Source organism: Nonomuraea sp. JJY05 (assembly GCF_043496855.1).
Lineage (GTDB): Bacteria > Actinomycetota > Actinomycetes > Streptosporangiales > Streptosporangiaceae > Nonomuraea.
The window spans coordinates 155,781-181,934 of record NZ_JBIEIS010000023.1; the positions used below are offsets into that span (position 1 = coordinate 155,781).

A 26,154-nucleotide genomic window follows, 5' to 3' on the forward strand; every position below is an offset into this window, starting at 1 on the left:
AGTAGGTTTCCCGAGTACATCGCTGACAGAAGGAGATGCGTTGCGCCGTCGTCTCGCAGCGGCCGCCGCGCTGATACTTCTGGCGGCCTGCTCACCGCCTCCGGAGCCCCCGCAGGCGCCGTCCGGGCAGTCCCCGTTCGTCTATGTCGAGAACCTGGACGTCGTCACCGAATGGGACCCCTCCAGGTCCTACTCCAACGAGATCGTCGCCTTCCAGAACATCTACGAGACGCTCACCTTCTGGAACCCCGTCACCAAGAAGTCCAGCCCCAGGCTGGCCACGTCCTGGCGCTCGTCGCCCGACGGCCGGACATGGACGTTCAACCTCCGCCCCGGAGTGACCTTCCACACCGGCAGGCCCCTGGACGCCGCGGCGGTCAAGTCGTCGATCGAGCGCACCATGAGCGTCAAGGCGGGCGCCTCCTACATCTGGGACTCCGTCTCGTCCATCAGGGTCGACGGCCCCACGACGGTGACGTTCGCGCTGAAGTACCCCGTCCCGCTGGACCTGGTCGCCTCCTCCACCTACGCGGCCTACATCTACGACACGCAGGCGGCGCCCGACCTCGGGAAGTTCTTCGCGTCGGGCAGGGACGCGGGCTCGGGGCCGTACACGGTGACGAAGTGGCAGAAGGGCAAGGAGGAGGAGCTCACGCTCAGCGCGTACGACAAGTACTGGGGAGGGTGGGGACGGCCGCACTACAACACGGTGAAGTTCCGCGTCGTGCCCGATCCCGACAGGGCGTGGCGGCTGCTGCAGCGCGGTGAGGTGAGCTTCGTGGCGCGGCTGAACCCGCGCCTGTTCGCCGCCGCCTCGACCGCGCCGGGCGTGCGCACCTCGGAGCGGCCGTCGTTCCAGACGGCGATGCTGCTGTTCAACACCGCGAACGGCCCCATGAAGGACGTGCGCGTGCGCCGCGCGGTGCAGAAGGCCGTCGACTACCAGGGCCTGATCGAGGACCTGAAGGGCGCGGTCTCACCGGCAAGCGGCATCATCCCCGAAGGGCTCATGGGGTACGTCCCGGGCCGCGTGCCCCGGCAGGACCTGGCGGGGGCGGCGCAACTGCTGAACAGGTCGGGGTATGGCCCCGGCGGGCGGCCGCTGCGGCTGCGGCTGACGTACGGGGAGGGCGACACCGACTGGCACCTGCTCGCCACGAAGCTCACCGCCGCGCTCAAGCCGCTCAACGTCACGATCGACGCCCGGGCGATGCCCTGGACCGCCCAGTGGGAGCAGGGCAAGAAGCGCGGCCAGGACATCTTCGTCATGTACTGGTGGCCCGACTACGCCGACGGCTACTCCTACTTCGGCAACGTCTTCCACAGCGGGAACCCGCCCGTGTTCAACCTGGCCTACCTGCGCGACCAGGGGCTGGACGCGCTGCTCGACACCGTGCCGGAGCTGACCGTGACCGACCGGCCGGCGGCGCAGCGGGCGTACGAGCAGGCCACGAAGCGGGTGCTCGACCAGCGGGCGGCCGCGGCGGTGCCGTGGGTGGTCAACTACCAGCGGGCCTACCAGGGCGCGGTGCAGGGCTACAACGACAACCCGGCCTACCCGGACGTGGTCTTCGTCTACGACCTACGCCCTTCGGGCTGATTTTGGTCAACCCTTTCACGCAGCCGCACCTTGATCTCTTCGGGTGTGTAGGCCCGGCGGCGGCGCTCTGCGCGTGCGATCACCACTCCCGTGGCCGCCACGCCCATGATTCCCGCCAGACCGAGCATCTTCCACCAGCGCATGTGCCTAGGCTAACGGTGTGCTGACTCTCGACGAGGCCGTAAAGGTGACGAGGACCGGCGATCTGTGGATTTTCCGCGGACGCTCGGTGCCCGACCGCGCCATCCAGACGATGACCAACAGCCCGGTCAACCACGTGGGCATGGCGATCGTGGTCGAGGACCTGCCACCGATGATGTGGCACGCCGAGCTGGGCAAGTCGCTGCTCGACCTGTGGTCGGGCACGCACCAGCGCGGGGTGCAGCTGCACGACCTGCGCGACGCCGTGACCACGTGGGTCGGCCGCTACGACCAGCGGCCCTGGCTGCGCCAGCTCGAGCCGGAGGCGACGCCCGAGATGGAGGACGCGGCCTTGCGCACGGTGGCCCGGCTCGACGGCACCCCGTTCCCCTCCACCGCCCGCCTGGCCGCCCGCTGGGCCAGGGGCCGGCTGCCGCGCCGGCGCCGCCGGGAGGAGACGCTGGAGAGCGCGTACTGCGCCGAGGTGGTGGCGGTCACGTACGAGGAGATGGGGCTGCTGCCCGGCGGTCGCCGGCCCAACTGGTACGACCCGGGGAAGTTCTGGAGCGGCGACGACCTGGAGCTGCTGATGGGGCGCCGGCTCGGCAACGAGATCACCGTGGGCGTCGAACGCCCGTGAGCTACGGCTCCGCAGCGAGGGTCACCGCGGGCGTCGAGCCTGCGTGAGCTACGGCTCCGCAACGAGGCCACTGCGGGCGTCGAGCACCCGTGAGCTACGGCTCCGCAGCGAGGGTCACCGCGGGCGTCGAGCCGCCGTGAGCTACGGTTCCGCGCCCGCGACGACGGCCAGCAGCGCGTCCGCGTGGCACTCCTGATCGGGGTGGCACCAGCAGGCCAGGTCCTTGCCGCGCAGCTCGCGGCGGGCCCGTTCGACGAGCTCGGGATGCTCGCGGAGGTGGGCCAGGTAGAGCTCGATCACCTGGGACCGCTGGTGCACCCGGCCGCCGCAGACCCGGCAGCCCTTCTCCGACAGGCTGTGCGGATTGGCGAACGGGCTGCGCCGGTGACCGGGGAACTCGCGCCCGACGTACTCGGCGCCCTCGGGCACGCGGCCGTGGAACCGGTCGCCCTCGACCTTGACGCGGTGTGGCATGCCTACCTAGACCTCCGCCGCGGCCGCCGTGGCGGCCACGTTCATGCGTACGATCTCCAGCGCGAGGCCGAAGTCGATGTGGGCCAGCGTGTCGTTCGCCGTGTGCACGTTCCCGTTGCCCCTGTCGGCCCCCTCGATGGTCAGCACGGCCGGGATCGACGCGTCGATGAACGGCACGTGGTCGCTGGCGAACGGATGCAGCGAGGTCTGGACGGCGAGCGAGGTGTAGGTCGCCGCGGCGGTGGCCAGGTCGTCGATCAGGACCTGTGACGTCTGCGCGCCCTCCAGCAGCACGGTGGGCGCGGGCGTGTTGAGCGTTCCGATCATGTCCATGTTGATGACGGCGCGGATGCGGTCGCGCTCGGCCCGCGCCAGCGCCTTGACGTACTGGCGGCTGCCGAAGAGGCCCTGCTCCTCCCCGCCGAAGAGGATGAGGCACAGGTCGTGCGTGGTCCGCCTGCCGGAGAACACGCGGGCGATCTCCAGCAGGCCGGCCGCCCCGCTGCCGTTGTCGTCGGCGCCGGGCGCCGCCGCGGCCGGGCCGTCCACGGCGTTGATCGAGTCGAGGTGCGCCGTGACCAGCACGCGGCCCCTCGGCTCACCGCCCTCACCCGCCCGCTCGGCGACGACGTTGAGGCTGGATCCTGAGCCGACGGTGATCGGCGCGAGCGAGGTGGCGTACCCGAGCCCGCGCAGCAGGTCGGCGGCCTGCTCCGCGGCGGCCCTGAACGCGGGGTTCAGTGAGTGACGGGTGCCGTGGCCCACCAGCGTACGGAGGGTGGCCTGGTAGGCGTCCTCGTCCACCAGCTTCACCAGCTCCCGGACGGCGGGATCCGGCGTGCGGCGGGCCGGGGTCACATTCCGGAACACGGTGATACCGGCGGTCAGCGGGCGCATCTGATAGCAGACGTCCTCATGCGCCCGTACTGCTCCGGCCTGCTCCGGGTCCGGGCCGACCACGAGGTAGCGGCCCTTGTCGACCAGGACGGGAATGTCGGGGTGCTCGCGCTGGAACAATCGGCCCACCTGGGTCACCAGATACAGGCTGGGGGCCTGCGCGGCGGGCTCCTGCAGGGCTAGGCCGGCGGGCCAGCGTTCGTCGTCCTCGGTCCAGCACAGGAGGGTGTCGCCCAGCCGCGCCCATTCGAGGCCGGGCGTCTCTTCCTCGACCGCGGCCTCGCCGATGATGCCGTACTTCACCGGCGTCCTCCACAGCTCATTCCCCGCAGGTCCATTCCCCGCAGGTCCATTCCGCGCAAGCTCATTCCCAACAGGTTCATTGCGCGCAGGCTCATTCCCCGCAGGTTCACTTCGCGCAGGTTCACTTCGCGCAGGTTCACTTCGCGCAGGTTCACTTCGCGCAGGTTCACTTCGGGCGGGCTCATTTCGCGAAGGCGAGCTGGTCGTCCTCGCGGGACACGACGGTCAGGACGAACGGCTGGCCGGAACCGCCGGGAAAGGTGATCCGGATCCGGTCGGTTCCCTGGCGCTCCCAGTGGCCGACGATCTTCCTGGGCCGGTCGTCCGGTCCGGGAATCCACTCGACGAAGGTTCCGTCGGAGTGGAACTCCATCCCGCGCCGGGGCCGCCGCGAAGGCCGGAACGCGAAATCCTCCGGGCGGTACACCGCCACCGCGTCGGTGTCCTCCTCGTAGGCGTGCGTCCAGGCTCCGACGACGTCCGGCGCTTCCTCGTTCATCACGACGACGCTCATCGGACCTGGCGGTTCCCGGCCACCACGTTCAGCGCCGCGCGGGTGTCCTTCAGCACCTCCTGGAGCAGCTGCTCCAGGTCGTGCTGCGACCCGTTCCCGGTGAGCCGCGGCTCACCGTGGGAGACGACGCCCGCGGGGATCCGCTCCTCCGCGCGCGCGGCCAGCTGCTGGACCAGGAAGGACGCCCGCGGGCCCTCCAGGCAGGCGTTCATCCGCGTGGACTGGCCGCTCGTGAACATCATCATGCCGGCGTCGTCGGTGTAGTCCATGTAGTTCACGAACATGTCGCCATTGGGGCCGTTGTTGCATGAAATATGGGGAAAAGTTGGCATTCCGGTGTTGTTGCCGCCCTGGTTCGGGGTGTCGGCCACCTTGTCGTCACCGCTGCAGCCCTCGCCGTCGTCCCCCCAGATGTGGAAGAGGTTCAGCCAGTGGCCGATCTCGTGCGTCGTGGTCCGGCCCAGGTGGAAGGGCGGCGCCGCGGTGCCCGTGTTCCCGAAGGCGGAGTGCCGGATGACGACGCCGTCCGTGTCCGGCGGCCCGCCGGGGAACTGCGCGTAGCCGAGCAGCCCGCCCTTCAGCTGGCACACCCAAATGTTGAGGTACTGGTCGCTGGGCCACGGGTCGGCCCCGCCGGTGGCGCTCGACTTCACCAGGTCGTCGTGGGTGAAGCCCATCCGCTGGGTCTCCACGCGGACGATCCCGTCCGTCGGCTCCCCGTTCGGGCCGCGGGTCGCGAGGTGGAACTCGATCATCGTGTCCGCCACCAGCGACTTCCAGACGGGCGGCACCATCGTCACGTCGGGATTGGCGGCCCGGAAGTCCTGGTTGAGGATCTCGATCTGGCTGTGGATCTGGTCGATGCCGATGTTCTGCTCGGGGCGGGCCGGGTGATGGACGACGTGCACGACGACGGGGATGCTGACCACGCCGGTGCGGCTGACCATGCGGGTGCCGAGCCTGTACTGCGTGGCCTGGTTCTCTATGGACGTCCGCCGCGCGCGGTAGGACATGCTCTCGTTGAGCAGCCGGCGGTGCACGGGCATCGTGCCGCACAGGTCGCGCGTGAGCGGCTCGGAAAACTCTGACTCGTCCATCATGATTTCCCCCCAGGAGTGAAGCGAGAGAGGCCGCCCGGCCGGATCGCAGAAGAAGGGCGGACCGCCATCCGGCCGGTCGGACGCTGATGCACTCGTACCGCGAACCGCCCGGTCGAAAGCCCAAAGGAGTGCATAGCTTCCGGCTCGGATCCACGCGCACGCCGCTCTTCGGGGGTTTCTGCCGGATGGTCACGGCTTCCCGTCCGACGGTCACGCGTTTTCCGCCCGACGGTCAGGGGTTTGACCATCCGACGGCCCAGGAGGCGCCGTAACGCGCCCGGCCCCGCACACCTCGTGACCGTCTCCCTGGACAGAGCCCGGCCACGTGCGGGGGGTGGGGTGGCCCGCCGTAAGCGTAAAAGATGGATTAATGATGAGCTGGGAGCATGCGCCTAGCCACGTGGAACGTGAACTCTGTGAAGGCCCGGCTGCCCCGCCTGCTCGAGTGGCTCGCCGAGGCGAAACCCGACGTCCTCTGCCTCCAGGAGACCAAGTGCTCCGCCCAGGCGTTCCCCACGGCGGAGGTAGGGGAGCTGGGGTACGCCGCCGCGGCCCACGGCGACGGCCGGTGGAACGGCGTGGCCCTGCTGTCCAGGGTCGGCCTCGACGACGTGACCCTCGGCTTCCCCGGCGAGCCCGGCTTCAGGGAGCTCGACGGCGTGGAAGCGGTGGCCCCGGAGGCCCGCGCCATTGCCGCCACCTGCGCCGGACTGCGCGTCTGGTCCCTGTACGCCCCGAACGGCCGCACGGTGGACTCCCCGCACTACGCGTACAAGCTGGCCTGGTTCGCGGCCTTCCGGGACGCGCTGGCGGCCGAGCCGGCCATGCCGCTGGTGGCGTGCGGCGACTACAACGTCGCCCCCACGGACGCCGACGTGTGGGACCCCGCGCTGTTCGTCGGCGCCACCCACGTCACCCCCGCCGAACGCCGGGCCCTGGCCGACCTGCGGTCGCTCGGGCTGCACGACGTCGTGCCGACGCCGATGAAGGGCCCGCATCCGTTCACGTACTGGGATTACCGGGCCGGGATGTTCCACCAGAACAAGGGGATGCGCATCGACCTGGTCTACGCGAGCGCGGACGTCGCCGGGCGCGTGCGGTCGGCGTACGTCGATCGCGAGGCCCGCAAGGGGAAGGGCCCTTCGGACCACGCCCCGATCGTCGTGGATCTCGGACCATAATTCAAATTACAAACCGCGTCCGTCCCGAGTATCCTGATTCCTCAAATGTCTCGGGGGATTCAGTAACTTCACGGCCCACAGGGGGGATCTCCGTGGAACCTGCAGACGGTCGCGTCATTCTATTCATCATCATCGCCCTCGCCGTGTTCGCCCTCGGCCGCCGCTTCCAGACGATGATCATCATGCGTCAGGTGTGGAAGCAGAGCGCCAAGCAGGTCACGGCCAGGAAGGAGGTCGCGAACAACGCCGCGAAGTCGATGATCGGCATCACCGTGCTCGCGATATTCGTGGTCTGGCTGGTGCTCAACCTCAACCGCGTAATGTGAAAAGCAATCAATAGCTGATTACCGCGCAATTGCGCGACCGTCCGCAATCCTCCCGGCGGCCTATTTGTGGCGATTTCGCAGGGCCCAAGCCGTCAGCACGGCCGCTCCGGCGGCGGCCAGGCTGACGGCGCGCGTCAGGCGTACCGCACGGCGGATGTCCTTGACGTCGGGCTCGGGCCCGTCGCCCATGGTCGGGCGGTGCTCGGTCCTGCCCTGGTAGACGTTCGTGCCGCCCAGGGTGACGCCGAGCGCCCCGGCGAAGGCGGCCTCGCACCTGCCGGCGTTCGGGCTGGGGTGCCGGTGGCCGTCCCGCCTGAGCACCGCCAGCGCGCGGCCGGGGTCCGGCCCGGTCAGGACCGTGAGCAGCCCCGTCACTCTGGCCGGTACGTAGTTCGCCACGTCGTCGAGCCTGGCCGCCGCCCAGCCGAACCGTTCGTAGCGGCAGGAGCGGTGGCCGACCATCGCGTCCAGCGTGTTGATCGCCCGGTACGCCAGCAGCCCCGGCACGCCCGCCACCGCGCCCCAGAAGAGCGGGGCCACGACGGCGTCGGAGGTGTTCTCGGCCAGCGACTCGACCGTGGCCCTGGCGAGTTCCTTGGCCTCCAGGTGGGAGGGGTCGCGGCCGCAGAGATGAGGGAGCCGGGCCCTGGCTCGTTCCAGGTCGCCGCCTTCGAGGGCATTCGCCATGTACTCGCCCTCGCGCGCGAGCGTAGTGCCACCGAGCACGGCCCAGGTGGCGACCGCTGTGACGACCGTACGGGCGTGGGGGATCCGCTGGGCGAGGACTCCGAGGGCGGTCGCGCCCCCGACGCAGATGGCGACATGTGCCACCCCGTGCGCCTTCTTGTCCGCGTACAGGGACTTCTCCACGCTCGCGGCGACACGCCCGAAGACGGCGACCGGGTGGGCGGCGCTCTGCGGGTCGGCGACCAGCCGGTCGAGGGCCACCCCGAGGGCGAGCCCCAGCGGGTCACACCAGGTGGGCATGGAGCTCGTCTTCATGTACGTCCATCCAGGCCGCCGCGCGGCGGATGCGCTCGCCGGCGCCGCCCGCCCACATCTTCGCCCAGTTGCCGCCCGCCGAGGCGCGCGTGCGCATGACGTCGTAGGAGCGGTGGAAGCGGAGCCTGGCCAGTTCGAGGAGGCGGCGGCGGTCGCGGGGCGGCACGCCGTACGCGTCGCAGAACAGCCGCAGCCGCTCGCCCACGTCGAGATTGCGGAGGAGCGGGGGCCGGTCGACGGGGTCGGCGATGGGGGCCCAGTGGCGGAGCGTGGTGACGATGTCGAAGAGCCGCGTGGTCGGGCGGGCAAGATCGAAGTCGATCAGCGCGCGGGGCTTACCGTCGCGAAAGATCACATTCTCTGGCGTTAAATCACAGTGTCCGATGATTTCTGGCGATTTATCGTCATTTGACCCGCCTTCCCACCCATCCAGGGACAGCGGGAACCCAACAGTCGCGTCATGATATTCCCGAAGCAACACCGCAAGCCCGGCCAGCGCCTCATCACTCACGCTCTCAAGTCGCAAACCGGTCGTACCCGGCACATACGTGAGGATCTCCCGCCCAAGCCCGTCCATCCCCACCACCCGCGGCGCCCCTTCGAACCCACGGGCCTGAAGGTGCCGGAGCAGGGCGTGCACGGCGGGTGTCGACGTACTGGCCGGTCTACGCACGGTGTCACCGACCCGCACCACCCCGTCAGTCACGTCCCCGCCCTGCAACGGAATCTCATGCAGGAGCGTCGCGACCATGCCACGAGAGCTTAGACCCTTTTGCCCCACCCCCGCCCAGCCTTTTCCCCAGCCCCCACATCCCACCCCACCCTCCCAAGCCAACCTCCCCCTTCACCCCTCCTCCCGCCGCCACCCCCGCTCATGCCACTCCCACCAACCCACTCACCAACCACCCCAACCCACCACCTTCCACTCCCGCTCACCGGGCCCTGCACCACCGGGCCCTGCACCACCGGGCCCTGCACCACCGGGCCCTGCACCACCGGGCCCTGCACCGTGGGCCCTGCACGTCCATGGCATGCAGTTCGTGTCCTGCGCCACGCGGTGCTGTGTGGCCGGGTCCTTCACCGCGGGGTGCTTTGTGCCCGGGGTGCTGCGCGGTCGGGCCTGCGCGGCCGAGCCCTCAGCGCCACCGCTGAGGCAACGCACGGCGAGGTGATTTTCAACCTCCTACTCAAACCCTGGCGGCGGCGTTCGGCATACCCCTGCCGATGCCGACCTTCGCCCCGGCGTGGTGCCCATCCACATACCGAACGCTCGACGGCCACGCTCGACGCCCACGAGACCAACCACAACACCCACGCCCGCATCCACGCCCGCATCCACGCCCGCATCCACGCCCGCATCCACGCCCGCATCCACGCCCGCATCCACGCCCGCATCCACGCCCGCGCCAAGGCCCACGTCGGCCTCCTCAGCGACGCTCGATAGGCACAGCCCTCTACGACACGCCCGCCGCCGCGCCCCTACCTTCCTGCTCCTGGACACGTCACGCTTGACCCCTTATCACCATCCCGGACAACACTCCGAGCGCCTACCTGGGCCTTTTCGCCTGTTTGCTCCTCTACCTGACCTCCTCCGATATCCTCCCAGAGGCCAACACACCCTGCCGGACCACTGGTTTGACCCTGACGGCTATGGCTTTGAGGACGCTGTTCATGTGGGGTGTGATCAGCCTGACAGACTGACACGAGGAAAACGTGTGCGTGACATGTCGCCGGATCATGCACAATAAGGCGGGAGCGCCCTTAGCTCAGCTGGATAGAGCACCGGACTTCTAATCCGACGGTCGCAGGTTCGAATCCTGCAGGGCGCGCTTTGATCATGTCCTGACCTGCAGCTTTGCGGGATCGGATGCGTTCTAGAATTTTCGTCTAGCGGTTGCGTGCTCCGTACGTGCTCGCGCGCCCCAACCCCGCACACGCCATGATCGACATCGGCCTTCTGGGGACTTCCTTGGCAAAGGAAACGGCCCCGTCTCGCCGTGCAAGCGCGGCGAGACGGGGCCAGTCTCCTGATGTAGCGGGTCAGGCCCGCAGCGGGATCACCTCTCCCGGCTCCTCCTGGTCCTCCTCCTCGGAGAGCAGCAGGGCTGCGGTCTTCTCAGCGGCCGCCATCGCCACCTCGGGGAAGACCGAGGTGTAGGTGTCGGCCGTGAAGGAACTGGAGGTGTGCCCCAGCGTCTCCTGCACAACCTTCATCTCTACCCCGGCGGCCAGCATCAGCGAGGCGGCGCCGTGGCGGAGATCGTGGAGACGGACGGGTGGCAGGCCGGCGAGGTAGCCCAGCCACAGGAACTGGTCGGTGACGTGCTGGGGATGCAGCCGATCCCCATCCGATTGAGTGAAGACGAACCCGGTGTCCTTCCACGCCTCCCCTATGGCCAGCCGTTCCTGGAGCTGCCGCTGCCGGTGCGCACGCAGCGTCGCGGCGGTTTCGGCGTCCAGAGCGATGGTGCGTACCGAGGCGTCGGTCTTGGGCGTGCCTTCGTGAACCTGCCCGGCCAACTGCACCAATTGCCAGTTGATCGTGATGGTCTGGGCGTCGAGGTTGACCTCCTTCCAGCGCAACCCGCACGCCTCGCCCCGGCGCAGCCCGCGCAAAGCGATCAGCCGATACAGAGCGAAAAGGCGGTGCCGCTGGGCCTCTTCCAGGAACAGCCGAGTCTGAGCCGGCGTCCAGACCATCACCCGGGAAGGCCGCGGCGTGCTGGTGTAGGCGTCGACCGGATGCACCCGCCGCCCGCCACGGCACTGCTTCTCTGCACGCAGGCGCTCGTGAAAGGCGACCTGCCAATCCTGGACCCGATCGTCGGTCCACACCAACGCCTTGGGCCGGGTCTTGGCCGGCAACTCCAGCACGGCGGCGGGATTGAAGTCGAGCAGCCGGTCTTGCCGGATGGCCATGTTCAGGGCGTGCCGCAGGGTGGCGCGGATGCTGTGCATGGTGGCGATGCTGACCGGCCGCCGATACTTCACGCTGGCCCGCACGCTCGGGTCGGGGCTGGCGCGGCGTTCGGCGATGGCGTCGTTGAACTCTTCGATCTGCTCGAACATCACCGCGATGTCGCTGACCTTGAGCCGATCCAACGCCAGCCGGCCCAGGTAGGGAATCAGGTACAGGCGGATGTGACCCTCGTAAGAGCGCCGGGTACTCTCCTCGATCTTCCGCTTCCGCTGCAGGAACTCCTCCAGCCACTGCTCCACGGTGATCTCCTGAGTCAGGTCCAGCCCGGTTTTGATCTTGCGGCGGACCGTCTCCATGTTGGGCAGCGTCTTGGTCTCGGCCAGCGTGCGCTTGATCAGATCGGCGATCTGAGTGCGGGTGGCGGGCTCGCGCGGACCGGCCAACGCCAACAGGGCCCTTACCTGGGCGAGTTCGGCTTCGGCGTCGTCTTGGCTGGTGAAGCCGCCGCGGCGGAGCGGGCCGCGGCGCTTGCCGTCGGGGGTGGGTGGCAGTTCGATCTGGTAGTGCCAGATGCCGTGCCGGTGGTTCCAGCCGCCGCTGGGGCGGCGCAGCTTGGGGCATTTCTGCCCGAGTTCCTTGCCGCCGGCGTCGCGGCAGGAGCAGCGTTTGAACGTGCTGCCTTCAGTCATCGGTTGTCCTGTCCTCCTCGATGAGGGTGTGATCGCCGAGCAGCGCGAGCAGGGCAGTGGTGGGCACCAGGTACCTTTTGCCGATGCGGATGATCCGGCAGGGGAACTGGCCGTCCCTGGCGAGTTGGTAGGCCGTGGTGCGTCCCAATCCGAGCGCCCGTCCCGCGGTGACCAGGTCGACCACAGCTGGCAGTTGCTGGATCTCGGCCAACGTCAGCGCGCGCCTCATCGCCGGCCTCCAGGCCGAGAAGGACGCGCGACTGCCGTGGGCCCGCCCGGCACGAGCACGGATGGGGCGGCGCGGGTGATCGGGTGAGCGTTATGCTCCCCATCGCCCACCGCCCCGAGTGCGGTGCCGGGCACGACGTATCGACGCCCACCTCGGCGGCGGCGCTCAAGCCCGATTCGATCGTCGCTACGGGAGCCACGCATCGCGCGGCGCTGTGAGGCGCCGTGACGATGATGAGTAGCCCGTCGGGGGTGCCGACGTGGATCGGGAGGTTGTGCGCTCGGGGATGGTTGCGCCCGGCGGACAAGCGGAAACAAGCCCCATCTGGTGGCCGACTCTGACCTGAGATGCTCAGCAGACAGTTGAGCGCGTTGAGCCGGCCCAGGCGAGCCGCTCGGCGGCGCATGCCAGGGCCTCTTCTGGCTGAGGTCGTTGGGCCTGATGGGCCTGGTGAATGACGAACTTCGAAGGGTGATGTGGTTGGGTCCTGTCATGGTGATGTGGCCCGATCATCCGAGCCACCTGGTCCCTGTCACTCTTTAAATACCTGCCTCCAGGCGCGAATCCGGACACGAGTGCAGGTAAAGAACAGACAAGATCGCGCTCCGTAACCCGGTGTATCTCCGTCCGGCTGGCCGCTGCTGCCCATGCACTCCGTTACAGCCCGGGGCTATGTATCTGATTCGCTGGCGCCTGGTGGTGGCTCACAACCACCGATCACCTCATAGATCGGGCGGGTCGAGCGTTCGACTCGCAGGCGCCCTTGACGCAAACAAGAGGGCTCGCATTAGGAGAGCGGTGGCTGTACTGTTGATGTGCGTGCTCTGACCTGCCTAAATGCTTCGTGCCGCTTGCTCCATCTGCAAGATCATCCCGCGCATGTCCCTGCACCCAATGAGGCTGGCTATCACGTCACTACCTAACCTTCGCTTCGCTCCACTGATCAAAAGGTTAGACGTTCGAGTCCTCTCGGTCGCGCTCCAGGTCATAGGCCCTCTGGGATGATCCCGGTGGGCCTATGGGGTTTCTGCACAGCCGTTGTATATAGCTACGGCAGCGCGCTCAGAACAGTCTTGCCTGCGTCGTTGAGCTGAACTTGTTCCGCCTTACACGCTGACCTGCTGAGAAGCGGTGGTTGGCTCGTTCTGCCCGCTTGATCCTCCCGCACACTTCCCGTGCCGGCTGCCGCAGCCACCCACACAGCGTGTGGTCACGGCCGCCTGAGGGGTTAGGTATGTTCGCCCCGTCAGGTCGCTGATCTCTGTGTTCGCACCTGGCTGTAATCGAACGATCGTCTCGCGGCCCGCCCCCGGTGAGCAGACCGAAGATCACGACCTGTCAGCGTGCGCAACTATTTGGCCCGCCCGCAGAGTGCTCCAGGCCCGTTGATAATCCTGCCAAGCACGCCCATCCTGTAACATTTAATGAGATAGTGCAACTAAATAAGGTTTGGTTGCTATCTGGATCACATTTTCATCAATCATCTATTCGATGGCTAGCGAACGGGCGACAGGAGCGATTAACTTCGGCTCATGGCAATGCTCGACGAAAATCCCCTTCCTGTGATTCGGCCAGAATGGCTTCGACCGTTTTTCTCGATCATTGTTCTTCGGAACACGGCTAGGGATAAGCAGCGAGCAATATCGCAGCTCATCGACTTCCTCAAGACTCCAGTTAAACGTTCAGGTAGGGAGCAGCCGGTTATTGTCGCCGACGGTATAGCGGCAGCGGACGACTCCATGCCCTACCGCGTGGACGGTTTCATTTACCGACAGGATTCCCGGCCGAGTTGGGCGAATGACCACATCGGATTCGTTGACACTAGGCATTCGCTTGCTCTTGCGCTCACGTACAAGGAATTTGTAGCAGTCTACTGCGATAACTACCTCAAGGGTCGGCTGCAGCGGTGGCTTACCCGCCCACCGATCCCGCCTTTCGTCCGAGTCCCGCCGGAGGTATTTCAAGGGGCGCTGCTTCAGGGAGAGGCGCGAGGGCTGTGGCTGCAAGGGACGCACACTCGGCGGGCTACCCGTCCCGACACCAAGAACCTCAGTGGCCAACGCCTCCAGGACGCCCTTAACCCGTTGGAGGACAGCTCGTTCGCCTTCTCCTCCGCTCGAGCCAGCCTGCCGCCCGAGGATTCTCGCCAGACGCTCGCTGGCAGCATCGGAACAACGCCGAGTAACGCTCTCATCTGGGCAAGGGGCACTAGTGACTTCGATGAGTTCGTTAAGATGGCCCTAGAGGCCCTTCGGCTTCTTGAGGAGACGATCAACGCTGGCGCCGAGCTCGATCGCCCTTTTCCCATCTTGGCCGTTCAGTCCTATGACCTGTCGGGCGTTCACGGCGCGTTCGATCTCGCCACCACATCTCCCGACGAACTGTCATCGGCGCTCGGCGCCTATGACGAACTAATCGATGCAGCACAGCTGCTGGAGCGAGCTCTCCTCGAGGTGCGCGGGCAGCGCGATTCGGCGGACTTCGTTGTAGACGTAGGCCTCGAAGGCGCCCATTGTGGAACGCTCCAAGGAGTTGTGCAGCTGGAATCTGGTGTTGTTAAAGTACGGTTTGGCTTTCACAACGAGCCCACGAGTCTGCCTGAGGTCCGGCGAGTCCTAGATGCACTGCAGTACAGCGACCAACTCGTCAGGATCTATTACGAATCGGGCCACATGATCGACGGAAGAAGCATCTTCCAACGGCAAGTGCAACCGCATGCCTTCCATCATTGGCAGTGGGCCGACTTCACTGGCTACGAGATCACCCGCGAGAAGCCGATCGGCTCGTCACCGGCGGAGATCCACAGCAGGGTGGGACTGGCCGGTGACCTCTCGCTCTTCGGCTGGGTGGTGAAGACCTACTCATCTGGCTTGCTGACCTGTGATGACGGACCCGGCGAGATCGCAGACTTCCTGCACATCGACAGCGAAGGCATCTTGAGCCTGATCCATGTTAAGGCTGCTAAGACCAGCGCCCCGTCGCGCCGCATTGCAGTGGGGCCATACGAGATCGTGACAAGTCAGGCGGTTAAGAATCTGATCAACCTCGATCCGTCCCGACTACGGGACCGGCTCGAGTCGTCGCCGGCGCCACGCCCTGCTACGTGGGTGGATGGCGTCCGCGTGGATGGCAGAGGGGACCTGCTCGACGCCCTCAGCCACCGGAGCCCAAGAGCTGAGGCCCGAGTGGTCATTGTCCAACCTCACCTGAGCAAGGTGCTGTACCAGCGAGCCGGAAGTCTGAGCCTGATGGAAGAAAGCTTCCGGCTCAGCCTTCTCGAAACCCTCTTGAACGGCGTGCGGGGATCCGTGACCAGTCAGGGAGCCGAACTCGTCGTCATCGCCAGCGAGCGTTAGCTGCCCTGGTCGTGGGCAGCTTGTACGAACGTGGTTAGCCCGCCCTGGAGGATTCGAACGCGTGGCACCTGCTGTAGGAGAGTGACAGCTACTTCACCTACGCAGGCGGCTTGAGCTGGGCGAATAGTTTACGCGGTGGGTGGTGCTGCAAGATCATCCTTCGTATATCCCCAGTCCACTCCGCGAGAGCAACCACGTCATCCGGTGGCAAGCCGACCAGGAGCGCAGGGCCGCTGGGCCCGAGCGCCGGCAGCGGCATGGCAAGCATGACCGCCCAACTTCTCGCTAGGAATCGGGAACCAGGCGTGGCGGCCTGACCTGATCAGGCCGAGGAGAACGGTCACTACTGTGCTCGCGGGGCCCACTCGGTGGCGAAGGTCTCCATCTGCTTGATGACGAGATCCACGGCCGCGCGCTCCTGCTCCGGCGGGTAGTCGAACTTCGCGAGCAGGCGCCGGATGCGGCTACGCAGCTTGGCGCGTACCGGCTCGCGGGAGAGCCAGTCGACGCTCAGGTTCTTGCGGATGTCAGCGACCAGCGCGCGGGCGATCTGCGCGAGGGTGTCGTCACCCATCAGAGCCTTCGCGAGGCCGTGGTTGGCCACCGCGTCGTAGAAAGCCAGCTCGGCGTGGTTGAGTGGAGGGTCGAATCGCTCGCCGCGCCGGGCCTCCGCGGAGACCTCCTTGGCCATGGCGACCAGCTCGGCGATCATTTCGGCACTGCTGAGCTGCTGGCGCATGTAGCGGGTCATCAGGTCTTCGAGCTTCTCGGCGAAGCTCTCCCGGCGGACGATGTTGTGCCGCGTCACCTCACGCATCTTCTGCTCGATTAACCGGCGCAGGGCCTCGGTCGTCAGATGCGGCGCCTCGGAGTCCCGGAGTTCGCGCAAGTGCTCGTCATTGAGATTGGTGATGTCGAGTCTGCCAAGGCCGGCCTCGGCGTACAAATCGGTGATCTCGTCGGCGTCGACGACGGAGGCCGCGAGCTGGGAAAGGTAGACATTGACCTCGGAAGCCAACGGCTTGCCGCTGGCCTCGCGGTCCGCGGCGTCCAATTGCACCATCCAGGAGCGCACCTCGCTGAAGAAGGCGATGTCCTTGCGCCAGGTCTGGAGGTCGTCGAAGCGCTCCGATATCTCTCTGCTCATCGCACACAGCCGGTAGAAGCGTTCCAGCCGCGTGGCGCTCTCCCGGAAGCGTACGCTCAGCGTCTTGGAGCCAGGCTTGACCTGGTTTCCGGGAGTGCGAGGGTCGCGCAGATAGTTGGCTGTCATGCGCAGGGCGCGTAGGTACGGCTTGAGCCTTGAAGTGTCAGCCAACAGCGTGCGCCAAGGGACGCCAGCGAGCAGGCCACAGATGGTGGCGTGCTCGTTGCGGACCTCGGTGATAGCCCGTTCCACGTCTCGGCCCATCGTCTGGTCCCGCTGGTCACCGGGGCTGTATTCGGCAAGCGCCTTATTGAGGTTTTCGGTGAGCGGCGCGTAGCCGACTAGCAAACCGTCTTGCTTTCCACGGAAGCGGCGGTTCACCCGGGCCAAGGCCTGCATCAGATTTGCCCCTCGCATGGGGCGGTCCATGTAGAGGGTGTGGATCGGCGGGGCATCGTAGCCAGTGAGCAGCATGGAGTGGACGATGATGAGCTCCAATTCGTCATCGGGGTCCTTTGCACGCTCCTGGACGATCTTGTGCTGGGAGGGGCGCAGCGCATGGTCTTTCAGGTTTTTGGGGTCGCTGGGGACACTGTGAAAAACGATCTTCATCTTGCCGCTGCGTGGATCCTTATTCGCCCAGCCGGGGTGCAGTTCGGAAATGGCGTCGTGGATCCTGACGCAGACCTCCCGGGTGACACAGACGATCATCGCCTTGCCCGGTCCGCCGATCTGTCGGCGCATCAGCTTCGAACGCATCTCCCAGTGCGACACTAGATCCTCGGCAAGTGTCTTTATCCGATCGGGCGCACCGTAGATATTGGTCATCTGCGCGGCGTAGTGCAGGGCCCGGCGGCGTTCGGCGTCGTCCATGTCCGCGGTCAGCGCGTCGGCCTGCTCGTCGATCGCCTCCGGATCCACATCAGGGGGCAGCGAGACCGGGATGAGTCTTGGCTCGTGATAGACGCGGACTGTCGCCCCGTCGTCCACGGCACGCTTCAAATCGTAGATGTCGATGTAGTCCTTGCCCGCGCCGAAGACCTCACGAGTGTTGGCGTCGGCTCTGGAGATGGGCGTGCCGGTGAAGGCGATCAGCGTGGCGTAGGGCAGAGCCTCGCGCAGGCGGCGGGCGTAGCCGTTGAGGTTGTCGTAGTGGCTGCGGTGTGCTTCGTCGACGATGACCAGGATGTTGCGCCGGTCGGATAAGAGCGGATGGTCCGCACCGGAATCCTTCTCCTGTTTGGTACGGCCGAATTTCTGCAGGGTGGTGAAGACGATTCCGCCGGTCCGGCGGTTGGTCAGCTCTGTACGTAGTTCCTCGCGGGTCTGAACTTGGATCGGGGTCTGGCCGAGGAGAGTCTGGCTGTCCTGGAAGGTGTTGAAGAGCTGGTCGTCGAGGTCGTTACGGTCGGTGATGACGACGATCGTGGGGTTGTTAAGCGCGGGATGCCGGGATGTTAGAGCGCTAGTGCACACCATCTCCTCGGACTTGCCAGAACCCTGCGTGTGCCAGACCACGCCGGCCTGCCCGTTACTTCGGGAAGCTTCGACGATCGCCTCGAGAGCTTTCTTGACGGCGTAGAACTGGTGCGGTTTTGCGATGCGCTTTCCCTTGGGAGTGAAGTTGACGAAGTCCCGGGCGAAGGAGAGGAACCGTGACTGGGTGAACAGGCCGGTCAGGGCGAGGAAGAGCGCCTCCGGCCCTTCGTGGTCGGCGGCGTTGGTGTCCACAGGGTCGCCGTCGTCGTCCACGTTCCAAGGGGCGAAATGCTCGTACTCGGTGAACGGAGTGCCGTACTTAGCGGTGATCCCGTTGGAGACCAGACAGAGCACGTTGTAGCGGAACGCGATGGGGAACTCGTCGACGTAGGTGCGGAGCTGGGCGTGCGCGTCCTTGAGGGTGGCGTGCTCGTCGGCAGCGCTCTTCAGCTCGACGATGGCGAGAGGCAGACCGTTGACGTAGAGGACAAGGTCGAATCGGCGCTCATGCTCGCCGTCCATGACAGTGACCTGGTTGGCTGCGCGGTAGGTGTTCGCCTCGGGGGTACGCAGGTCGATGAGGCGAACGGTGGGGGTGTGCTCCGCGCCAAACTCGTCGGTGTAGGTGACGGCCCGGATACCAGAGGTGAGGTATTCGTGGGCGAGCCGGTTCTCGGGGAGCGGGTCGCGGGACCTCGGGGTGGTGGCGACGGAGAGGGCTTCGTCTATGGCTTGGGGGGTGAGGGCGGGGTTGAGGCGCTCGATCGCCCCGCGCAGCTCGTCGTGGAGAATCAGGTCGTCCCAGGTCATCCGCTTTTCGGAACCCGGAGCGATGTGCTTGCCCCCCATGGGCTCCCAACCGAGTTGGGAGAGCTCGGTCAGGGCGAGCTTCTCCCAGATGGCCTCGGTCATCTTGCCGTCGTGCTTGTCGGTCGTCATAAGGCGTCCTCGACGATTTGCTCCGCATCACGGACACGGAGTCGACCGGACATGAGCTGGGGGAGAAGGGCGTCGCGCAGGGCAGTAAGAGCGAGGGATTCCTGCTCTGCAGCGAGAGCGCGGTCCCAAAGAGGTCCGAGCTCGGTATCGAGTCGAGCCAGGAGTTCAGTGGTTGGCACAGGAACGGGTTCATCGAGATGGCGACGCTGAATGTGTCCCATCGTGGTGGCCTTATCGGCGGCGATCCCGCGAAACTCGGCTAACTTCAGCCGGATCAGTTCGAATGCAAGCCACGGCGCCATTCCGTTTTTAGGGATAACCTTAAAGATGTGCTGGTTGATGATTGATTCAGGTCGATACCAGCGAGCCACTGTAAGCGATCCGGACCAAGCAAAAAGCACATCGCCAGGCCGAGCCAGGTGCCGGTCAGGGACATCAATTTCATTGTAGATGGTGGAAGGGCCAGGTCCGGAGTTAATTTCGGCGATGCGAATCACCATTCGTCCACTTCCGGTTGCATCCTTAGTGAAGGCGCGGCCGTTGACGAATTCTGCTGTCCGGGAGAGCGGCTGGTCGATGAACTGCTGAGGATTCATGACAAGCGAACTGGAGAATGACGCCGTCAAGAGTTCGTCGCCTGTCGTCGCGATGCGTTCATTGACCGCGATCTTGTCATCCAGTGCGCCAAGAACTGTCGCGATAGCACGTTGTTCACTTAGGGGGGGTAAGGTTATTTCCAGATCTCCGAGAATTCCGAGGTTGATGTGGGGAACCCCAGTGGTGATTGCTCGGCTATGGATCGTTCTGATCATCTCCGGTGACCGGAACTGGTAGTAAACGAACTCTGTGATGGCGATATTCGGGTCGACGCGCAATCTCATCTGGCTCTGAGAGATTACGTACTTGTCGAACGGGAAGGATGGGACAATTCCCACTTGGCCGAGCGTGCCTCGCTGTGTAAAAACAATATCCCCCGGGATGGCGATATTTCGCGCGAGTTCTCCATGCGCCTTCTCGGGTGCCACAAAAACAAATTCTTGTCCGCTGAATTTGCTCTTTGATCCAAGGTTTATGCCACGAATTACTGGTACTCCGGACTCAACGTAGTCTTTGCTTCCCAAGGAGGAGCCGAAGGGGCCGCCAACGAGCCCCTTGGTGGTGGCCAGGCCCCCAACCCGCACTCGCCTCCACTCAGTCATCGAATCCTCCTCAACTGTTCGTGTACGACCTTTTCTAGCCGAGCCGACTCTTCGAATTGCTCGAATAGCTCCTTTGTCAGACGTGCGACCCGCTCTTCTACCGGCTCTGCCTCCGGGCCTTCTTTGACTTCTGTCGCGCCGACGTATCGTCCTGGCGTCAACGCGAAGTCGTGCTCGCGGATCTTTTCCAGTGTCGCGGAGTAGCAGAAGCCAGCCTCGTCCTCGTACTTCACACCCTTCGCCTTGGCGGACTCGGTCCCACGCCAGGCGTGGTAGGTGTCGGCGATCTTGGCGAGATCCTCGTCCGTCAGGATGCGCTCGGTGCGGTCGATCATCGTCCCCAAGCTCCGGGCGTCGATGAACAGCACCTCGCCGCGCCGTTCGGTCAACGCCTTCGCGCCCTGCGAGGTCTTGTCCTTGGTCAGGAACCACAGACAGGCGGGGATCGCCGTGGTGCGGAACAGGTTGGCGGGCAGGGCCACCATGCACGCGATCAGGTCCGCCTCGACCAGCGCCGCGCGGATCTCGCCCTCGCCCGACTGCTTGGAGGACATCGAGCCGTTCGACAGAACCACACCCGCGTTGCCGCGCTCGCCCAGCTTGGAGACGATGTGCTGGAGCCAGGCGTAGTTGGCGTTGGACTGTGGTGGGACGCCGAACCTCCACCGGGGGTCTTTCGAGTTCCGCGCCCAGGCGGACAGGTTGAACGGCGGGTTGGCCATGATGAAGTCGGCCTTGCGATCAGGGTGCTTGTCCTCGACGAACGTGTCGGCCCAGCGGTCGCCCACGCCTCTGGGGTCCATGCCGTGGATAGCGAGGTTCATCTTCGCCAGTCGCCAGGTGCGCTCGTTGGCTTCCTGGCCGTACACCGCAATGTCGTGGCTGTGGTCCCGGCCGCGCCGCTCGGTGACGAACTTGCCCGACTGCACGAACATGCCACCTGAACCGCAGCACGGGTCGTACACCCGACCCTCGTAGGGTTCCAGGATCTCCACCAGCAGTCGTACCACGCTCGCGGGAGTGTAGAACTCTCCGGCGCGCTTGCCCTCGGCGCGGGCGAACCGCTCAAGGAAGTACTCGTAGGTCTCACCGAGCACGTCCTGCGCCGGACGGTCACCATGGCCGGTGAAGCGGGCGTCGCTGATCAGGTCGACGAGTTCCTTGAGGCGCTTCTTGTCGACGTTGTCCCGGTTGAAGATTGTCGGAAGGACGCCGGTGAGGGTCGGGTTCTCCTTCATGATCGCGTGCATCGCGTCGTCGAGAAGCTTGCCGACGCCGGCCGCCGTGCTCTGCGCATTGTCAGAGATGTGGTCCCAGCGGGCGACCGGCGGAACCCAGAAGACGTTCGCCTCGGTGTACTCGTCCTTCTCCTCAAGAAAGGCGACGCGGCGGTGCTCGGGGAGCTCGGCCAGCTCAGGGTCGGCGGCAAGCTGGGTGCGGCGCTCGGTGAAGGCGTCGGAGACGTACTTGAGGAAAACCAGACCGAGAACGAACTCCTTGTACTGGGAGGCGTCCATGGAGCCGCGGAGTTTGTCGGCCGCCTTCCACAGGATGTCCTGGATCTCCTTGGTGGTGGACATGGTGAGCAGCTCGCCCTGGCCGGGCGTCGCTCGTTTGCGCGGGGGCATTGTTTCTCTTCTCTGTAGGGGAGTCGTGAAGGATCAGGGGTCGTCGATGGTGAGGGTGCCGTCGGCGAGGCCGGCGACAGCGAGGCGACGGATTTCGGTGAGCGTGTCGTCCTGGTTGTGCAGCAGGCCTTGGCGCCGCTCGATGTCGGCGAGGAAGGCGTCGGCGCGCCTCATGTCCGCCGGGTCAAGGTCGGGGACGACGAAGTCCTCAATCGGCCGCGCAGCCCGTACCGCGCCGGGACTACGACCGGTGTTTCTGGCAGCACCGAGCAGGGCGGCGAGTACGCGGGGGGCCAGTGGGCGTTCGGCGTTGGGGACGATGCGCAGAATACGAGCGGGGAACGCGACGACGGAGAATCCGTCGTGGTCGACCATCAGGCCGAGCTGCGGCGAGGTGGTGTAGACAATGTCGCCGGGCTCGGTAAATGCCGCGTTTCCGTATGTGGCGAGGACGGCGCGGTCGATGCGCCGCGCGCCGACCGGTCCGCCGCCGATCTCTTCAGGGCCGAGCACGTTATGATGACCGTCCGGCACGATGTGCTCCGGGGCGAGACGGTGGCCGCTGACCTTCATGACCCGCCGCCCGGCGATGAGCGCCCGGACCGTAGTGGGTGTAGGCATCCTCCCGGTGCGTCGCACGACGTTGATGCGCGTGCGGCCGTGTTCATCGGCGTACCGCTGGGCCTGCTCACCGGCTCGCTGCAACCGGCCTTCGGCTTCGGCGATCAGCGCTGGGCGTTCGGTTACTGTACGGGACAGGGTCTGGGAGGCGGGCGGCCCCGGCGGAGCCAGCGGACCACCAAACTTCGCGTCCAGTTGGGCGATGGAAACGACGTGCCCATAGCGGGGGTCGTGCCTGGCGTGGCGGCCCTCGGCCCGCCAGATCAGGACATCCTCGACCAGCCGCGTACGCACCTGCTCGTTCAGCGGCTCGGCGCTGACGTCGGCGAGTAGCACGTATCCGCGTGCGGCCGTGACCGGATCGCGGGTGAGCACCCAGAGCGCCAAGCGGTAGCCGGGCCGGTACGGAGTCATGCCACCGGGAAGGTCGATCACCGCCTCGACGACGCCGCTTCGCAGCAGGCTGGAGCGGAGCTGGGCCTCCTGGGTGTCGGGTAGCACGTCGACCAGGGCGTCGGCGGGACCGAGCACGAGCGCTGTGCGGCCGGGTCCCAGCAGGTCGGCGACCTTCTCGATGCCCACCAGCGCTACGAACTTCGACCGCTTCTCAGCGGCCTGGTAGGGAAGCTGGGTGATGATCAGGTCCGGGTCCGCCAGCCTCTCCTCCAGATCGAGGCCTATCTGGACATCGAGTTTGAGTTCCTCGACGCCGGCGAGCAGCAACCGGCGGCGGACGAGGCGGGCAAGCGGCCCGTCGGGCTCCGCAGCCAGGGCGCATATTGTCGCGGGGTCGTCCACGGCATGCACGATCGCGGCCAGGAGATCTCCCGTCCGGGCGTGCGGGTCGGCGACGGTGATCTGCTCGCGCCGCTCCACCATGGACCGGGGATCGGCAAGCTGGACAAGCAGGTCCCTCAGGCCGGGGGTGACGGCCTCGGCAGTGAGCTCGGTGAGCTCGAGGCGTGCCCGCAGCCCCAGAAGTCGTTCGTACGCACTCCCGGTGGTGTAGGCGGCCTCGACCAGATCCTCGGCGAGGTGCGCCAGCACGACCGCCGAGCTGTCGGCCGCTCGCAGTTCACGGAGAACGAACTCGTCCTCAGGGTCCATCCGCTCGGCCCGGTTCTGTAGCGCCGCCCACGCCTCATTGACATTTATCTGCTTATCGTCCTCTTTGTCGGATACGAGAGGCTTCTGATCGAGGTGGCGGAGGCAGAGCAGGCTGCCGACGATTTCGACGAGGCGGCGTGGACCGAAAAGGTGTTTATGGCCGGAAATAACATGAAGGGCCAACTCGGCCCGAAGATGGGCCGGGTCGGCATTCCCCAATCCCGTGGCGAGTAGCCACTCGACTACCTCCCGTCCGTCGAACCAAGGGCGTCCTGCGTTCTCGAAGGCGGCGGTGGGAAACCCGCTGTGCCTGCGACGCCAGGTGGGGACCACGGAGCGCTGGACCTGCGCCATCGCCGCGATCTCGGACATCGAGACCAGCGAGATTGCGGAACTCTCCGGGAGGGGAAACGACGGCTGCGCCATGTGGACTCTTCCTCCCCTGATCGCTGTCAGGCTTTCGACTCCGCACACATTACGACCAAAAGGGAAATCATAGTGCGTGCTTCTTGATACCGGGGGATGTCAGCAATTCAGGCCTAATGGCAATGAAAAGATGTCACTCTCGTCTCACACCACCCAAGGACGCCGGGTCTCACCGGGCCTGAGTCGTCCCTTGCCGAGAGAGGCACAACAATGACGCTGACCATGCCGACCGCAGCCGTCGAAGGAATCCAGCTGATCGTGACCCCGTTCCGCCCGGACGCGGTGATTGGGACGATGGGGCTGTCGACACTGCTCCAGCTCGTACCCTCCCCGAAGATCGAGGAGGACAAGCGGGCGCTGAAGTACGCTCCTGGCGCCCTGCGCCGCCATGCCGAGGTCCGTGCCCTGGTGCAGCGGATGCTGAAAACCACCCAGAAGGGGCGGAACGTCACCTCGTACGCGTCTTACATCGCCTCTGGCGTGAATGGTGAGTACGGCTCCGGCTGGTCCACTCCACCTATCACGCTCTGGCTGGACGGCCGGCCCGGCACGGTTGGCGACGAGCTGATCGCCGGCAGCGGCATCCGTGCCATCACGATGATCGCGGGCACGCCGGTGGTGGCAGTTGATGGGGAGACCCAGGTCGCCGCCTGGCACGAGCTGTCCGACAACCCGGAGCGCTTCGGGATCACATATGAGCGGCTGAGTACGGTGCGGGTGCCGTTCGAGCTGTACTTCGGGCTGAGCGTCGAGGACGCCCGGCAGATCTTCTATGACCGTAACGTTGAGGGGGTGCCGGTCACCAAGAACCTGGCGATGTCCATGGACCAGCGCGACATCGGCACGCGGCTCGCCCATCTTGTCGCAGGTGCGGCCAAGGTCGAGCACGACGGGAAGATCGTGCCGTTCGCCAAGCTTATGCAGACTCGCAAGCGGCAGCTCACTAAGACCGATCCGGAGATCGTCACCCTCTCCGCCCTGAGGGTGCTGATGGTCACCGCATTGCACGGACGGCCCGGCCTCGGCCTGTCCTCCACGACCCTGCATGAGAGTGGCCTGCCCGAGGGGGTCACCGCAGAGCAGGCCGAGCGCCGGCTCCTCGGCCTGCTACCGGAGCTTCTCACACGCCTGTACCCGCACTTCGCCGCGCGCGGCGTGGTCTCCGCGCCAGCAGTACTCGCCGGGATCGGTATCGCCGCGCACCAGGCCACCGGCTGGGCGACCTCGGGCAGACAGCTGAGTCGGGAAGAGCTGATCGAGCTGCTGGACTCGGTGTGCTGGGAGCGGGAGGCCCGCTACTGGGACGGTGTCGCCGCCAGCGCAAACGCCCAAGGGGTCCTCAACTTCGGCGGTGGAGCCAAGGACTCTGGCGGGCGCGTCGCCGACGCCCTGCTGCACCCAGATACCGAACATGGTCGCAAGATCCGCGGCTGGTGATCGAGGCCATGGCCGGTTCGGGTGTACACCGGTGAAACGCATACCCCGAACCGGCACCCTCGTGACCGAATCAGGAGGAGACGTCACTTGATCGCAACAGCGGCGGGATCAGCAGCGATGCGGATCCCCGGCGGTAGAGAGCCGCTGGCCTGCCGGTTTCGGGAAAGCGGCGCTCGCCCGTGGGTTCGAGGAAACCCTCCGTTCGCGTCACTTTCCTGCGGAAATTACTGGGATCGAGCTTGAATCCCCAGACAGCCTCATAGATGTGGCGCAGGTCGCCAACGGTGAAAGGCTCGCGGCAGAATGCCGCGGCCACCGTGGTGTGCTCAAGCTGTGATCTTGCCCGCTCCAGCCCATCGCGGAGTATCGCGGCATGGTCAAAAGCCAGTGACGTGCCATCGGCGAGGGCAGATGAGATTGGCTCCCAGCGCGCTGCTGTGGCATCCGTACCGGCGACGGGCAGCGGCATATCGGGGCCGAGTGCCAGGTAGGCCACTGTGATGACTCTGCCCCGCGGATCGCGGCTCGGATCGCTGTAGGCATGGAACTGCTCAAGGTGCAGCTTGCGGCCGTCCAGCCCGGTCTCCTCGCTCAACTCCCGTAGCGCGGTCTCATCCAGAGTCTCCCCGTCGCGGACGAACCCGCCTGGCAACGCTGACTGCCCCAGGTACGGCTGATTGCCCCGCTCGATCAGCAGGACCCGCAGTTGATCCTGCCAAACGGTGAGGATCACCAGGTCGACGGTCACGGTGACCGGCGCCCGACTCTGACTTGATCTTTCCATCACAAGACAACCGTA

23 protein-coding genes and 1 tRNA gene are annotated in these 26,154 nt (G+C 66.0%); 9 read left to right on the forward strand and 15 right to left on the reverse strand.

The window, feature by feature from the left end; all coding sequences use genetic code 11:
• Positions 1–40: 40 nt before the first annotated feature.
• The gene (locus tag ACFKCF_RS33315; RefSeq protein ID WP_394499246.1) at positions 41–1,600 is read left to right on the forward strand and encodes an ABC transporter substrate-binding protein; all 1,560 of its coding nucleotides are present in this window, start codon (positions 41–43) and stop codon (positions 1,598–1,600) included.
• Here the strand turns inward: ACFKCF_RS33315 and ACFKCF_RS33320 are convergent.
• Positions 1,576–1,743: a hypothetical protein gene (locus ACFKCF_RS33320; protein ID WP_394499248.1), complete on the reverse strand. Its 168-nt coding sequence runs from the start codon at positions 1,741–1,743 to the stop codon at positions 1,576–1,578. The two genes, ACFKCF_RS33315 and ACFKCF_RS33320, sit on opposite strands and share 25 nt — an antisense overlap.
• Positions 1,744–1,763: 20 nt before the next feature.
• Between ACFKCF_RS33320 and ACFKCF_RS33325 the strand changes: the two genes are divergently transcribed.
• On the forward strand, positions 1,764–2,381 hold the full coding sequence (locus ACFKCF_RS33325) for a hypothetical protein (RefSeq protein WP_394499276.1): 618 nt from the start codon (positions 1,764–1,766) through the stop codon (positions 2,379–2,381).
• A gap of 141 nt (positions 2,382–2,522) precedes the next feature.
• On the opposite strand, the gene ACFKCF_RS33330 is transcribed toward ACFKCF_RS33325, so the two are convergent.
• From ACFKCF_RS33330 to ACFKCF_RS33350, 5 genes are read right to left on the reverse strand one after another with little or no spacing between them, the layout of a single operon-like run.
• A complete protein-coding gene (locus ACFKCF_RS33330; RefSeq protein ID WP_394499249.1) occupies positions 2,523–2,855 on the reverse strand; it encodes a DUF4326 domain-containing protein in 333 nt (110 codons plus the stop codon).
• 6 nt (positions 2,856–2,861) lie between these two features.
• Complete coding sequence (locus ACFKCF_RS33335) at positions 2,862–4,055, reverse strand: M28 family metallopeptidase (protein WP_394499250.1); 1,194 nt, start codon at positions 4,053–4,055, stop codon at positions 2,862–2,864.
• Entirely contained in the window at positions 4,052–4,240 is a 189-nt protein-coding gene (locus ACFKCF_RS33340; protein ID WP_394499251.1) for a pentapeptide repeat-containing protein, read from the reverse strand. The genes ACFKCF_RS33335 and ACFKCF_RS33340 overlap by 4 nt, the downstream gene beginning before the upstream one ends.
• Complete coding sequence (locus ACFKCF_RS33345; protein ID WP_394499252.1) at positions 4,237–4,554, reverse strand: hypothetical protein; 318 nt, start codon at positions 4,552–4,554, stop codon at positions 4,237–4,239. Before ACFKCF_RS33345 ends, ACFKCF_RS33340 begins: the two co-directional genes overlap by 4 nt.
• 11 nt (positions 4,555–4,565) lie before the next feature.
• Positions 4,566–5,669 carry a zinc metalloprotease gene (locus tag ACFKCF_RS33350; RefSeq protein ID WP_394499253.1) on the reverse strand — a complete coding sequence of 368 codons (1,104 nt, stop codon included), beginning with the start codon at positions 5,667–5,669 and terminating at the stop codon, positions 4,566–4,568.
• 386 nt (positions 5,670–6,055) lie between these two features.
• On the opposite strand from ACFKCF_RS33350, the gene ACFKCF_RS33355 reads away from it, so the two are divergent.
• Positions 6,056–6,850, forward strand: a complete 795-nt coding sequence (locus ACFKCF_RS33355) for an exodeoxyribonuclease III (protein WP_394499254.1) — start codon at positions 6,056–6,058, stop codon at positions 6,848–6,850.
• A gap of 92 nt (positions 6,851–6,942) precedes the next feature.
• Entirely contained in the window at positions 6,943–7,176 is a 234-nt protein-coding gene (locus ACFKCF_RS33360; RefSeq protein WP_394499255.1) for a hypothetical protein, read from the forward strand.
• 60 nt (positions 7,177–7,236) lie between these two features.
• Here ACFKCF_RS33360 and ACFKCF_RS33365 read toward each other — a convergent pair whose 3' ends face one another.
• Entirely contained in the window at positions 7,237–8,178 is a 942-nt protein-coding gene (locus ACFKCF_RS33365; RefSeq protein WP_394499256.1) for a cobalamin biosynthesis protein, read from the reverse strand.
• Entirely contained in the window at positions 8,147–8,929 is a 783-nt protein-coding gene (locus tag ACFKCF_RS33370; RefSeq protein ID WP_394499257.1) for a phosphotransferase, read from the reverse strand. The genes ACFKCF_RS33365 and ACFKCF_RS33370 overlap by 32 nt, the downstream gene beginning before the upstream one ends.
• 417 nt (positions 8,930–9,346) lie before the next feature.
• On the opposite strand from ACFKCF_RS33370, the gene ACFKCF_RS33375 reads away from it, so the two are divergent.
• Together ACFKCF_RS33375 and ACFKCF_RS33380 are read left to right on the forward strand one after the other, a co-directional pair.
• Positions 9,347–9,622 (forward strand): hypothetical protein, encoded by a 276-nt coding sequence (locus ACFKCF_RS33375; RefSeq protein WP_394499258.1) that lies wholly within the window; start codon positions 9,347–9,349, stop codon positions 9,620–9,622.
• Between the two features lie 311 nt (positions 9,623–9,933).
• A tRNA-Arg gene (locus ACFKCF_RS33380) sits at positions 9,934–10,007 on the forward strand.
• Between the two features lie 211 nt (positions 10,008–10,218).
• Here ACFKCF_RS33380 and ACFKCF_RS33385 read toward each other — a convergent pair.
• Positions 10,219–11,787 carry a tyrosine-type recombinase/integrase gene (locus ACFKCF_RS33385; RefSeq protein ID WP_394499259.1) on the reverse strand — a complete coding sequence of 523 codons (1,569 nt, stop codon included), beginning with the start codon at positions 11,785–11,787 and terminating at the stop codon, positions 10,219–10,221.
• Entirely contained in the window at positions 11,780–12,016 is a 237-nt protein-coding gene (locus ACFKCF_RS33390) for a helix-turn-helix transcriptional regulator (RefSeq protein ID WP_394499260.1), read from the reverse strand. Before ACFKCF_RS33390 ends, ACFKCF_RS33385 begins: the two co-directional genes overlap by 8 nt.
• An 83-nt stretch (positions 12,017–12,099) precedes the next feature.
• Here ACFKCF_RS33390 and ACFKCF_RS33395 point away from each other — a divergent pair, with 83 nt between their 5' ends.
• Together ACFKCF_RS33395 and ACFKCF_RS33400 are read left to right on the forward strand one after the other, a co-directional pair.
• Positions 12,100–12,234: a hypothetical protein gene (locus ACFKCF_RS33395; protein ID WP_394499261.1), complete on the forward strand. Its 135-nt coding sequence runs from the start codon at positions 12,100–12,102 to the stop codon at positions 12,232–12,234.
• A gap of 1,314 nt (positions 12,235–13,548) precedes the next feature.
• Complete coding sequence (locus tag ACFKCF_RS33400) at positions 13,549–15,372, forward strand: hypothetical protein (protein WP_394499262.1); 1,824 nt, start codon at positions 13,549–13,551, stop codon at positions 15,370–15,372.
• A gap of 343 nt (positions 15,373–15,715) precedes the next feature.
• Here ACFKCF_RS33400 and ACFKCF_RS33405 read toward each other — a convergent pair whose 3' ends face one another.
• The 4 genes from ACFKCF_RS33405 to ACFKCF_RS33420 are packed head-to-tail and all read right to left on the reverse strand — an operon-like array spanning position 15,716 to position 23,918.
• Positions 15,716–18,937: a type I restriction endonuclease subunit R gene (locus tag ACFKCF_RS33405; RefSeq protein ID WP_394499263.1), complete on the reverse strand. Its 3,222-nt coding sequence runs from the start codon at positions 18,935–18,937 to the stop codon at positions 15,716–15,718.
• A complete protein-coding gene (locus tag ACFKCF_RS33410) occupies positions 18,934–20,136 on the reverse strand; it encodes a restriction endonuclease subunit S (protein ID WP_394499264.1) in 1,203 nt (400 codons plus the stop codon). Before ACFKCF_RS33410 ends, ACFKCF_RS33405 begins: the two co-directional genes overlap by 4 nt.
• The gene (locus ACFKCF_RS33415) at positions 20,133–21,764 is read right to left on the reverse strand and encodes a type I restriction-modification system subunit M (protein ID WP_394499265.1); all 1,632 of its coding nucleotides are present in this window, start codon (positions 21,762–21,764) and stop codon (positions 20,133–20,135) included. The genes ACFKCF_RS33410 and ACFKCF_RS33415 overlap by 4 nt, the downstream gene beginning before the upstream one ends.
• A 33-nt stretch (positions 21,765–21,797) precedes the next feature.
• The gene (locus ACFKCF_RS33420; RefSeq protein ID WP_394499266.1) at positions 21,798–23,918 is read right to left on the reverse strand and encodes a hypothetical protein; all 2,121 of its coding nucleotides are present in this window, start codon (positions 23,916–23,918) and stop codon (positions 21,798–21,800) included.
• A 210-nt stretch (positions 23,919–24,128) separates the two neighbouring features.
• Between ACFKCF_RS33420 and ACFKCF_RS33425 the strand changes: the two genes are divergently transcribed.
• Positions 24,129–25,355, forward strand: coding sequence for a DNA sulfur modification protein DndB (locus ACFKCF_RS33425; RefSeq protein ID WP_394499267.1), 1,227 nt, complete (start codon positions 24,129–24,131; stop codon positions 25,353–25,355).
• Between the two features lie 70 nt (positions 25,356–25,425).
• Here ACFKCF_RS33425 and ACFKCF_RS33430 read toward each other — a convergent pair whose 3' ends face one another.
• On the reverse strand, positions 25,426–26,139 hold the full coding sequence (locus ACFKCF_RS33430) for an NUDIX domain-containing protein (RefSeq protein ID WP_394499277.1): 714 nt from the start codon (positions 26,137–26,139) through the stop codon (positions 25,426–25,428).
• Positions 26,140–26,154 lie beyond the last annotated feature (15 nt).

Excerpts from the sequence above, each read along its gene's own strand:
- ACFKCF_RS33320 (WP_394499248.1), bottom strand. The coding sequence starts at position 1,743 with ATGCGCTGGTGGAAGATGCTCGGTCTGGCGGGAATCATGGGCGTGGCG.
- ACFKCF_RS33330 (WP_394499249.1), bottom strand. The coding sequence starts at position 2,855 with ATGCCACACCGCGTCAAGGTCGAGGGCGACCGGTTCCACGGCCGCGTG.
- ACFKCF_RS33340 (WP_394499251.1), bottom strand. The coding sequence starts at position 4,240 with ATGAGCCCGCCCGAAGTGAACCTGCGCGAAGTGAACCTGCGCGAAGTG.
- ACFKCF_RS33345 (WP_394499252.1), bottom strand. The coding sequence starts at position 4,554 with ATGAACGAGGAAGCGCCGGACGTCGTCGGAGCCTGGACGCACGCCTAC.
- ACFKCF_RS33350 (WP_394499253.1), bottom strand. The coding sequence starts at position 5,669 with ATGATGGACGAGTCAGAGTTTTCCGAGCCGCTCACGCGCGACCTGTGC.
- ACFKCF_RS33355 (WP_394499254.1), top strand. The coding sequence starts at position 6,056 with ATGCGCCTAGCCACGTGGAACGTGAACTCTGTGAAGGCCCGGCTGCCC.
- ACFKCF_RS33365 (WP_394499256.1), bottom strand. The coding sequence starts at position 8,178 with ATGAAGACGAGCTCCATGCCCACCTGGTGTGACCCGCTGGGGCTCGCC.
- ACFKCF_RS33370 (WP_394499257.1), bottom strand. The coding sequence starts at position 8,929 with ATGGTCGCGACGCTCCTGCATGAGATTCCGTTGCAGGGCGGGGACGTG.
- ACFKCF_RS33385 (WP_394499259.1), bottom strand. The coding sequence starts at position 11,787 with ATGACTGAAGGCAGCACGTTCAAACGCTGCTCCTGCCGCGACGCCGGC.
- ACFKCF_RS33390 (WP_394499260.1), bottom strand. The coding sequence starts at position 12,016 with ATGAGGCGCGCGCTGACGTTGGCCGAGATCCAGCAACTGCCAGCTGTG.
- ACFKCF_RS33400 (WP_394499262.1), top strand. The coding sequence starts at position 13,549 with ATGGCAATGCTCGACGAAAATCCCCTTCCTGTGATTCGGCCAGAATGG.
- ACFKCF_RS33405 (WP_394499263.1), bottom strand. The coding sequence starts at position 18,937 with ATGACGACCGACAAGCACGACGGCAAGATGACCGAGGCCATCTGGGAG.
- ACFKCF_RS33410 (WP_394499264.1), bottom strand. The coding sequence starts at position 20,136 with ATGACTGAGTGGAGGCGAGTGCGGGTTGGGGGCCTGGCCACCACCAAG.
- ACFKCF_RS33415 (WP_394499265.1), bottom strand. The coding sequence starts at position 21,764 with ATGCCCCCGCGCAAACGAGCGACGCCCGGCCAGGGCGAGCTGCTCACC.
- ACFKCF_RS33420 (WP_394499266.1), bottom strand. The coding sequence starts at position 23,918 with ATGGCGCAGCCGTCGTTTCCCCTCCCGGAGAGTTCCGCAATCTCGCTG.
- ACFKCF_RS33425 (WP_394499267.1), top strand. The coding sequence starts at position 24,129 with ATGACGCTGACCATGCCGACCGCAGCCGTCGAAGGAATCCAGCTGATC.
- ACFKCF_RS33430 (WP_394499277.1), bottom strand. The coding sequence starts at position 26,139 with ATGGAAAGATCAAGTCAGAGTCGGGCGCCGGTCACCGTGACCGTCGAC.